The sequence below is a fragment of the Streptomyces sp. NPDC001493 genome (assembly GCF_053597235.1).
Genome location: NZ_JBSFHV010000009.1, coordinates 273,158 through 283,107, shown reverse-complemented (window position 1 = coordinate 283,107; position 9,950 = coordinate 273,158). Strand labels below are relative to the sequence as shown.

Sequence of the window (9,950 nt, the reverse complement as noted above, 5' to 3'; positions counted from 1 at the left end):
GGACCGGGATCAACGTGCCATCCACGATCCAGAGCCGTTCCACGGCGTCGGCCGGGCGGGTCGCGGGCTCGATGGCCAGGAGCGGCCTCAATCTCTGGATGACCCGGCACACGGTGGCCGGGGAGCAGCCGAACAGCGGCGCGAGCTGCCGCATCGTGAGGTTCGTCCGGTAGTAGACGGCCACCATCAGCACCCGGTCCGCCAGCGGCAGACACCACGGTCGGCCCCCGCCAGGCCCGTTCCCGCCCCGCTCACGCACCACCTTCAGCAGCCGCTCGAACTGCCGCATCCGCAGCCCGGTGAACGTTTCAACCCACAACGCCTCAGCCCGCAACACCCCACCCATACAGGAGAAATACCCGCAGCGCAGGCTTCTGCAACACGCTTTAAGCGGCCGCAGTCGCCCGGCTTGCCGTACCGAGGGGGAGGGGTTGTCATGACTGGCCTGCCACGGAGGACGTCTCAGCATTGCCGTCTGCCGACAGTGCAGGATCGGCGTTCTGGTGCTGCCACTGGCGGGGGCTCATGCCGAATGCCTCGCGGAACACGCGGCTGAAATGGGTCGCACTGGCGAAGCCCCAGCGCTGGGCGACGGAGGCGACGGTCACCCGTCCCCTCGCGCGGAGGAGTTCGGCCCGGCACACCTCCAGACGCCGTCGACGGATCAGCCGTGCCACCGACAGTTCCTCGGCCTCGAACAGGCGGTGCAGGTGGCGAGGGGACATCCCGAGGGCGTGGGCGACCGAGCGTGCGCACAGACCCGGGTCGGGCAGCCGCTCCTCGATGTGGGCGCGTACCCGCGCCACCTGTCCCCTCCGCAGGTCGTACTCCCGTTCTCGGTGGCCGGCCTGTTCGTCGATCAGCGAAGAGAGCATGTCGCCCGCGATCCGGCCGAGACGGCCTCCGCCGAGAACCGAGTGCCGCTCCGCCGCCGGTAGGTCGCCGGAGTCCGACGCGAGCAGCAGGCTGCCGGTGAGGCGGCCCAGGTAACTGCGCTCCACGTCGACGACGATGGTCGACCCGCGGGTGAGTTCGGACACCGAAGCGCCGAGCCAGAAGGCCGGGAAGCGGAACCACGAGATCGGCAGACGATCCCAATGGGGTGGATCAGCCGGGCCGGGGGCGGCGGTGACGAGAAGGTCACCGCGGTGCAGGGTGTGCTGGACCCCGCGGTGCGGAACCTTCACGGGGCCGCTTCGGGCGATCAGGACGTGGGCGGCGCCGGCGGGCCGGGCACCGGGGGGTGCCGGAACGATGTCCACCGGGCCCCTGGCCGTGGCGACCGGCGGGAGGGCGGGGGCGAGAAGCAGGAGTGGTGTGGTCACTTCGACCTCGATGGTCCGTGGATGGGCGCAGGCCGTCGACCGCAGCGGTGCGGTCACCGGCTAGGTCGTGTGTCGAAAGTGGCGCCGTCCGCCCGGAGGGCGGGCGGGACTTCCGACACACGGCCTAAAGCGTGTTGCGAAAGTCCCGCCTGTCCGGCGACGCCCGGCACGCACGCTCGCCGCGTTGTCGGGTTCACCCCGATACATCCAGTATCGGGGTGCCCCTCCGCCTTGCGATCGCACGCACCGGACGCCGCCGGACCCGCCCTCCGGGCGGACGGCGCTACTTTCGCAACGCGCTTTAGTGCTCTGGTAGGCACGAGCCAACCGCCCGGCGAAAGCGGATCCCAGGAGCATCCGCAGGCAGAAAACGTGTGGTGCGGATGCTCCCGTTTGCCGGTCCGAGGAGGGCGACCACCCGTGGCGGTCGAGTCCCCCGGTTCGCACCGGGGCGTTCAGGACCGCTGATCCGCGAGGGCCTCCGCCCCGCAGCGTGCGGCGCGGGGGAGATGGGACGACAGCTGCCGGCCGAGTCATCGGTCCCGGAATATATGTGACGCGTCATCGATTTGTAAGGGTGAGAACGCAAGAGAGGCCCGGGTGGACGGAGGCTCGGGCATGGGTGGAACACCAGGAGGGGGATCGCCATGACGCGCTTTAGCTGGTCACTTGAGCAGTTGGTCCGCCTTCGGGTACCTGCGGAGCCTCGGGTCGACCGAGGGATTTCGAGGGTCGCTGACGAGCGAGTGTCATCACCGAAGGTGTGACACATCAACTATTTTTTACCACTGCGGCCTCTAGGGCCGCCGTATGGGGAAGCGAGAAACCAGCCATGGGACAGTTCGACGCCAAGACCGTTGTCATCACCGGTGGCACTGCGGGCATCGGCCTCGCGGCCGCGCGCAAGTTCGCCGAGGAGGGCGCGCGCGTGTACATCACCGGCCGCCGTAAGGAGGTTCTGGACGAGGTCGTCGCCCTGGTCGGCGGCGACCTGAAGGGGATCCAGGCGGACAGCTCCGACCTGGCCGACCTCGACCGCCTGTATGCGGCTGTCGCCGCGGACGGCCGTCGGATCGACGTGCTGTTCGCCAACGCGGGCGGGGGCGAGTTCGCTCCCCTCGACCAGGTCACCGAGGAGCACTTCGACACCATTTTCGGCTCCAACGTCCGGGGCGTCCTCTTCACCGTGCAGAAGGCGCTCCCGCTGCTCAACGACGGGGCGTCGGTCATCCTCACCGGCTCCGTCGCCGGCTCCCAGGGCAGTGAGGCGTTCGGCGTCTACGGCGCCTCCAAAGCCGCTGTCCGCTCGTTCGCCCGCACCTGGGCCAACGAGTTGAAGGGCCGCGGTATCCGTGTCAACGCCGTGGCGCCGGGACCGATCGAGACGCCCGGCCTGAACGGACTCGCCGCCGACGAGGCCGGGGCCGCCGCGATGCGGGAGTACCTGGCGGGCACCGTCCCGCTCGGGCGCATGGGCACCGCAGACGAGGTCGCGTCCGTGGTCGCCTTCCTCGCCTCGCCGGCGGCGAGCTTCGTCACCGGAACCGAGCTGTTCGTCGACGGCGGCGCCATCCAGGTGTGACCGACGACGTGGCGCTGCCGTCCGCTTCCGGCCCGGACACGGGCCGGAAGCGGACGGCCCGCGCGACTCCGTGGCGCGAACGGTCCGGCTCCCTGGCACGAACGGAGCATTCGGGACCGGGCGCCCCTGCCACAGTCGTCCTGCGCTGCTCCGGGGCGGTTTCGCGGATCCCCCGTCATCGGCCTGGTGGCTGTCGAATCCGCTTGTACGTAGTCGACCGAGTACCGAAACAAAGAAAGGCGGGCGTGATGCCTGAGGCCGTCGTGATGACCGGATACGGTCGGCCAGAAGTGTTGCAGTGGGCATCGGTGGCGATGCCGGAACCCGGCGAGGGCCAGATCCGGATCCGGGTCAAGGCCGCGGGGGTCAGCCCCACCGATCTCGCGATCCGCTCCGGGCAGCTCCGCTTCCCGCTGGGGGAGCCGGCCGTCCTCGGTTACGAGGTCGCCGGGATCGTCGATGCACTCGGTCCCGGCGTGACGGGTACCGCCGTCGGCGACGAGGTGGCGGCCATGCTGATGGATCGCGGGGGCTACGCCGAGTACGCCGTGGCTTCGTCGTGGGCGCGCAAGGCCCCCTCGGTGTCGTGGACGGACGCCGCCGCGATTCCCGGATCGGTGGAGGCGGCAGCCGGCGTTCTGCGCCAACTCGGCGTGTCACGCGGGGAGACGCTGCTGGTCATCGGCGGCGGCGGTTCCGTCGGAGTCATCGCCACGCAACTGGCGGTGGCCCAGGGCGTCGACGTCGTCAGCGCCGTGGGGCAGCGCGACGACGCGTTCGCCGCGGAACTCGGAGCGCGTCCGGTGCGGTACGGGGCCGGCCTCGTGAACGCCGTACGCGCACTGGGCCCGGTGGACACCGTCTTCGACGCCGCCGGTACCGGAGTGCTGGCCGACGCCGTCGCCCTGGCCGGTGGACCGGAGCGGGTCATCACCCTTTCGGACCATGACGCCGCCGGCTTCGGCGTCAGGCTGTCCGTCCCCACCCCCGACCGCGCGCCCGACGCGGTCGCCGACGGACTGAACCTCTTCGCCGCGGGGCGGCTGCGGCTGAAGGAGCGCCACCCGATGCCCATGCGGGAGGCGGCCGCGGCCCATCGGCTGCTGGAAAACCACGAGGTGCGAGGCCGCGTGGTCCTCACGCTGGACTGAGCGGGACGTGGAGCACCTCACAACAGCGCGTCGTCCCCACCGCTTTGCCCTCCCTACCCCTGGACGGAACATGTTCGGCTCTGACACTCGTACCGCCGCCGCCCCGATCGCGGCACCCGCGGGCGGAAGCACCCGCCGCCGCTTCCTGCGCTCCACCGCGATCGCCGGGGCGGTCACGGCCGTGCCGGCCGGTCTGCTCGCCTCCGGCACCACTACCCAGGCCGCCACGGTGGCGGGGGTTCCCCTGCCTGCCGTCGGCCAGGAGCTCACTCGTCTGAAGCTCCGCGTCCCGCGAAGCGCGCTCGATGATCTGCGCCGGCGGCTGGCCTCCGTACGCCTGCCGGAACGCGAGACCGTCGACGACGCCTCTCAGGGCGTGCCCCTCAGCCGCCTGCAAAGCCTCCTCGACCACTGGCGTACCGATTACGACTGGCGCTCCCTGGAGAACCGCCTGAACAAGCTCGGGCAGTACCGTACGCAGATCGACGGGCTGGGCATCCACTTCCTGCACGTCCCGTCCAGGCATCCGAACGCGCTGCCGTTGATCCTGAACCACGGCTGGCCGGGGTCCTTCGTCGAGTTCCTCGACACCATCGGGCCGCTCACCGAACCGACCCGATACGGCGGCCGCGCCGAGGACGCGTTCCACGTCGTCATCCCCTCCATGCCCGGATTCGGATGGTCGGACCGGCCCGTGGAGTCGGGATGGGATCCGGCCCGCATCGCCTCCGCCTGGATCGAACTCATGCGACGTCTCGGCTACCGCCGCTACATCGCGCAGGGAGGCGACTGGGGCGGCGCGGTCACCACGCAGATGGCGAAGCAGCGGCCGGCAGGACTCATCGGCGTCCACCTGAACCTCCCGGAGTTCATGCTGACCAACACACCCCTCGGGGACAGCACCCCGGAGGAGCAGGCCGCGGTCAGTCAGCAACATATCTACGCCGAACGGTATTCGGGCTACTTCTACGAGCAGGCTCAGCGCCCGCAGACCATCGGCTACGCCCTCACCGACTCGCCCACCGCGCAGGCCGCATGGATCTACGAGAAGTTCATCGACTGGACGGACAGCGGACTGCACCCGGAGCGGGTACTCGGGCGCGACCGCATGCTCGACGACATCAGCCTCTACTGGTTCTCGGCCACCGGGGCGTCGTCGGCGAGGCTCTACTGGGAGTTCTCCCGGGACAGCCACGAACTGACCACTCTCGACCTGCCGGTCGGCGTCAGCGTCTTCCCGGGCGAACTGGTGCGCACACCGAAGGCGTGGGCCGAGAAGGTTTACGAGAACCTCGTCTACTTCAACGACGACATCGCTGCCGGCGGTCACTTCGCCGCCTTCGAGCAGCCGGGGCTTTTCGCACAGGAGTTGAGGTCGTTCGCCCGCCTCGTCAGGTGAACCGACCCACCACAAGAGCGACGCCCGCCGTAGCGGAACGGCCACGGCCGGTGCGCGCGCACAGCAAAAGGAGCAAGGTCTCATGTCGGACAACGAGAAGTTCATCAGGGCCGCCTACCAGGTGGCGGAGATCCAGGACATTCCCGGATGGGTCGCCTGCTTCACCGAAGACGGCACGTTCACCGACCAGTCGGTCGGCGTCACCTACCGCGGACAGGATGTCGCGCAGCCCGTCCAGAACTATGCCGAGGCATTCCCGGACATGCACCGGGAGCTCTACGACGTCTACGTCCAGGGCGACGTCGTCGTCGTGGAACTGTCCCTCAACGGGACGCACAACGGCCCTCTGCACACGCCGTTCGGTGTGATCGCGCCCACCGGCAAGGCCATCAAGGTGCCTTGCTGCGACGTGTTCCGGGTCCGCGACGGCAAGATCGCGTCGTTCGACTGCTACCCCTCCGGCACGGTCCTGTTCGGGCAACTGGGCGTCCTGGGTGCCTTGCAGGCCGCCGCCCGGTAGCGCGGCCCACGCATCCGACCCGCTTCGTGGGCCTCCTGCCCCGATCGGAGCGCGTTTCGCCGAACCCGGCGCGACAGGCCCACGGCCGTCCATCCCCATGCACGACAGAAGGAGTATCGCCATGTCCGGAAACCCCCGGCACATCGCTCTCGAACCGGCCGCCCAGGCGTTCGTGGACGCCACTTCCCAGCCCCCGTTCCTCTACCAGCTTCCGCCGGAGGAAGGCCGCAAGGCGGTCGACCAGGTCCAGGACGCGGAGATCTTCAAGCCGGAGATCGACGAGGAGTGGGTGGAGGTACCGGCCGGGCCCACCGGCACCGTCCGGGTCCGCATCGTCCGTCCGGCGGGATCGGCCGGCACGCAACTGCCGGTCGTCCTCTACGTGCACGGTGCCGGTTGGGTCTTCGGCAACGCGCACACCCACGACCGGCTGGTGCGCGACCTGGTCGTCGGCGTGAACGCCGCCGTGGTCTTCCCCGAGTACGACCACTCGCCGGAGGCCGGCTACCCGGTGGCCCTGGAGCAGAGCTACGCGGTGGCCCGATGGGTGACGACCGACGGCTCCGCCCGGAACCTGGACGCCCGGCGGCTCGCGGTGGCCGGCGACTCCGTCGGCGGCAACATGGCCATCGCTCTTACGCTGCTGGCCAAGGAGCGCGGCGACGTCCGGTTCGTCAAACAGGTCGAGTTCTACCCGGTCACCGACGCGTCCTTCGACACCGCCTCCTACGAGGAGTTCGCCGAGGGCTACTTCCTGGCGCGGGACGGGATGAAGTGGTTCTGGGACCAGTACACCACCAGCGAGGAGGAGCGCGGCCGGATCACCGTCTCGCCGCTGCGCGCCGGCTTGGAGGACCTGAAGGGCCTGCCGCCCGCGCTGATCATCACCGCCGAGGCAGACGTGCTGCGCGATGAGGGCGAGGCGTTCGCGGCCAGGCTGCGGCAGGCGGGCGTGCCGGCCACGAACGCCCGGTTCGGCGGCATCGTCCACGACTTCGTCATGGTCAACGCGCTCCACGACACCGAGGCGGCCAAGCACGCCGTGCTGCTCGCGGTGGCGAGCCTGAAGCAGGCCCTGCACTCGGCTGCCTGACTGCCCGTAGCCCGTCCGCCGCCGTCCGCCGACCAGGCGGCGGCCGCGGCGGTCGGCCCCGTCGGCGCATGCGTCACGAATCCTCCTGCTCGCGCCGCACCCGTTCAGCCGGGTGCCCACTTCATGGAACTGGAGCGCTCCCATGCGTGCATCACATCGACCCGGCCCGGCCACGGGCGCCGTGCCCTTCCAGCCGTCCCGGCGCACCCTGCTGCGGAACGCCACCGTCGCGGGCCTGGCGACCGTCCCCGCGGTCATGGGCGCCAACCTCGCGTTCGCCGGCACGGACAGCGGTATCGGCGCAGTCGGCCCCCTGCGCCTGCCCGAGGCCACGGAACAGATCACACCCCTGCACGTCAACGTCCCCGAAGCTCTGCTGAGGGACCTGCGCCACCGGCTGGCGAGCGTGCGCCTGCCGGAGCGGGAAACCGTCGGCGATTCCTCCCAGGGTGTCCAACTCGCCAAACAGATAAGCCTGTTGCAGTACTGGCGTACGCAGTACGACTGGCGGCGCTTCGAGCGGAGGATCAACGCCCTGGGGCAGTACCGCACCCGGATCGACGGCCTGGGCATCCACTTCCTCCACGTGCGCTCCCGGCACGCCGACGCCACGCCCCTGATTCTCACCCACGGGTGGCCCGGCTCGTTCGTGGAGTTCCTGAAGGCCATCGGCCCGCTGACCGACCCCACCGCGCACGGCGGCACGGCGCAGGACGCCTTTCACGTCGTCATCCCCTCCCAGCCCGGCTTCGGCTTCTCCGACCGCCCCGGCGCCGCCGGCTGGACCACCGCCCGTACCGCGGCCGCCTGGGCCACTCTGATGGAACGCCTGGGCTACACCCGTTACGTCGCGCAGGGCGGCGACTGGGGCGGCGGTGTCACGACCCAGCTCGGCAAGCTGCGTCCCAGGGGCCTGATCGGCACGCACCTGAACTTCCCGGAGTACGCCTTCAGCCCGCCGGTCACCGGCACGGTCACCGCGGACGAGCAGGCGGCACTGGACCAGATCCAGACCTTCTCCACCCAGTACTCCGGCTACTTCCAGGAGCAGACCACCCGCCCGCAGACCATCGGCTACGCCCTGGCCGACTCGCCCTCGGGACAGGCCTCCTGGATCTACGAGAAGTTCCTCGACTGGACCGACAACACCGGCCGGCCGCAGGGTGTCCTGTCGACGGACGAGATCCTGGACAACATCACGCTGTACTGGCTCACCGACACCGCCGCCTCCTCGGCCCGCATCTACTGGCAGAACTCCGGCGGCGGCGGGCTGACCACGCTCGATCTGCCGGTGGGGCTGAGCGTGTTCCCGCACGAACTGGTGCGCAGCCCCAGGATCTGGGCCCAGCGGGCCTACCGCGACTTGGTCTACTTCAACGACCAGGTTCCGTACGGCGGCCATTTCGCGGCGTTCGAACAGCCGCAGCTCTTCGCCGAGGAAGTCCGGAAGTTCACGCGGCTGGTGAAGTGACGCCTCCCGCCGACGGTTCGGCGGCCCGCGCGGCCGGACGCGTGCCGCCCCCGTCATCAGGCCCACCTGCGCCGCCACCGTCCAGACCAGCACCCCACGGAGATCCATGAACAGCCGGCCCCCGACGCACGGCGCCCTCCCGGCCGGCTCCAGGACCGAAGTCGCGCCCTCGACAGCACGCAAGGAGACCGCCGAGCCGAAGCCTGGAACGAGACGGTCGGGCGGTGGATGGCCGGCCGTGGCGTCCGTGGCCGCGGTGTCGTTCGTGCTGGTGCTCTCGGAGTTCCTGCCCGTCGGCCTGCTGCCCGCCATCAGCCACGGCCTCCACGTGGACACCGGCATCGCAGGTCTCCTGGTGGTCGTCCCCGGAGTGACGGCCGCGGTGGCGGCACCGCTGATCACCGTCACCTCCGGCAGGCTGGACCGCAGGCACGTCCTGATCGCCCTCGCCGCCCTGATCACCTTGTCCGACGTGCTGGCCGCCCTCGCGCCCACCATGGGGGTCATGGTGGCCGCACGCCTGCTGCTGGGGCTGAGCGTCGGCGGGTTCTGGGCCATGGGGGCGGGCATCGGCAGCCGCCTCGTGGCACCCGCCGACGCCGACCGGGCGGCCTCGCTGATCACGGCCGGTATCTCCGCCGGCACCGTCATCAGCCTGCCTCTCGGTGCACTGATCGGCCGTCTCGCAGGCTGGCGCGTCGCCTTCGTCGTCGCGGCCGCCGCCGGAGCACTGGCCATGGCGCTGCTGAGCACCGCGCTGCCCGCCCTCAGACCCACCGAGGCGGTACGGGCTGCCACGCTCACGAGCGCGCTGCGCCGGCCCCCCGTCGCACTCGCGCTGCTCGCCACCGCGGCCGTGTTCTTCGGCCACTTCGCCGCCTACACCTACATCACCCCCTACCTTCAGCAGCACGCCCAACTCGGCCCTCGCACCGTCACCGCGGTGCTCCTCGGCTACGGGCTGGCAGGCCTGGCGGGCAATCTGCTCATCGGCTTCGCCTCGTTCCGCTCGCCGCGAGTGATGGCGGGCTGCGCAGCAGTCGTCCTCGCCGGCGCCGTACTGGCGCTCACTCTCACCACCCCGACACCCGTCACCGTGGGCCTCGTCCTCCTGTGGGGTGCGGCCTTCGGGACGGTTCCGCTGATCGGGCAGGTGCGGGTCACGCGTGCGCTGCCGCAAGCCCCGGATGCCGCCCTCGCCCTGCTGGTCAGCGCCTCGCAGACGTTCCTCGCGCTCGGCTCACTGGCGGGCGGGGCGCTGACCGACCACCGCGGCACCACAACCGCGTTCGCGGTAGGCGCCGTCGCGGTGCTGCTCGGCTCGCTGGTGCCCGTCGGCAGGGCGCACAGAAGGGAGAGAAGTAGTTGACACGTCATCTATGCAAGATCTAAGTTAGTTGAAGATTGAA

The 9,950-nt window shown here is 70.4% G+C and carries 9 protein-coding genes; 7 read left to right on the top strand and 2 right to left on the bottom strand.

The window, feature by feature from the left end; genetic code table 11:
* Together ACWCWD_RS16155 and ACWCWD_RS16150 are read right to left on the bottom strand one after the other, a co-directional pair.
* The coding region (locus ACWCWD_RS16155; RefSeq protein WP_450773398.1) for a helix-turn-helix domain-containing protein at positions 1–346 on the bottom strand (346 nt) is incomplete at its 3' end.
* 88 nt (positions 347–434) lie between these two features.
* On the bottom strand, positions 435–1,382 hold the full coding sequence (locus ACWCWD_RS16150; protein ID WP_450773396.1) for a helix-turn-helix domain-containing protein: 948 nt from the start codon (positions 1,380–1,382) through the stop codon (positions 435–437).
* A gap of 775 nt (positions 1,383–2,157) precedes the next feature.
* Here ACWCWD_RS16150 and ACWCWD_RS16145 point away from each other — a divergent pair.
* The 7 genes from ACWCWD_RS16145 to ACWCWD_RS16115 all read left to right on the top strand — a co-directional run bounded on the left by ACWCWD_RS16145 (position 2,158) and on the right by ACWCWD_RS16115 (position 9,910).
* Positions 2,158–2,907 carry an SDR family oxidoreductase gene (locus ACWCWD_RS16145; RefSeq protein ID WP_450773395.1) on the top strand — a complete coding sequence of 250 codons (750 nt, stop codon included), beginning with the start codon at positions 2,158–2,160 and terminating at the stop codon, positions 2,905–2,907.
* A 290-nt stretch (positions 2,908–3,197) separates the two neighbouring features.
* Entirely contained in the window at positions 3,198–4,058 is an 861-nt protein-coding gene (locus ACWCWD_RS16140) for an NADP-dependent oxidoreductase (RefSeq protein ID WP_450773393.1), read from the top strand.
* 70 nt (positions 4,059–4,128) lie between these two features.
* Positions 4,129–5,457, top strand: coding sequence for an epoxide hydrolase family protein (locus ACWCWD_RS16135; RefSeq protein WP_450773391.1), 1,329 nt, complete (start codon positions 4,129–4,131; stop codon positions 5,455–5,457).
* Between the two features lie 82 nt (positions 5,458–5,539).
* Complete coding sequence (locus tag ACWCWD_RS16130; RefSeq protein WP_450773389.1) at positions 5,540–5,977, top strand: nuclear transport factor 2 family protein; 438 nt, start codon at positions 5,540–5,542, stop codon at positions 5,975–5,977.
* Positions 5,978–6,098: 121 nt separating this feature from the next.
* Positions 6,099–7,070 carry an alpha/beta hydrolase gene (locus tag ACWCWD_RS16125; protein WP_450773388.1) on the top strand — a complete coding sequence of 324 codons (972 nt, stop codon included), beginning with the start codon at positions 6,099–6,101 and terminating at the stop codon, positions 7,068–7,070.
* A gap of 142 nt (positions 7,071–7,212) precedes the next feature.
* Complete coding sequence (locus ACWCWD_RS16120; RefSeq protein ID WP_450773386.1) at positions 7,213–8,541, top strand: epoxide hydrolase family protein; 1,329 nt, start codon at positions 7,213–7,215, stop codon at positions 8,539–8,541.
* A 238-nt stretch (positions 8,542–8,779) separates the two neighbouring features.
* Positions 8,780–9,910, top strand: a complete 1,131-nt coding sequence (locus tag ACWCWD_RS16115; RefSeq protein WP_450773384.1) for an MFS transporter — start codon at positions 8,780–8,782, stop codon at positions 9,908–9,910.
* The last annotated feature ends 40 nt before the right edge of the window (positions 9,911–9,950 follow it).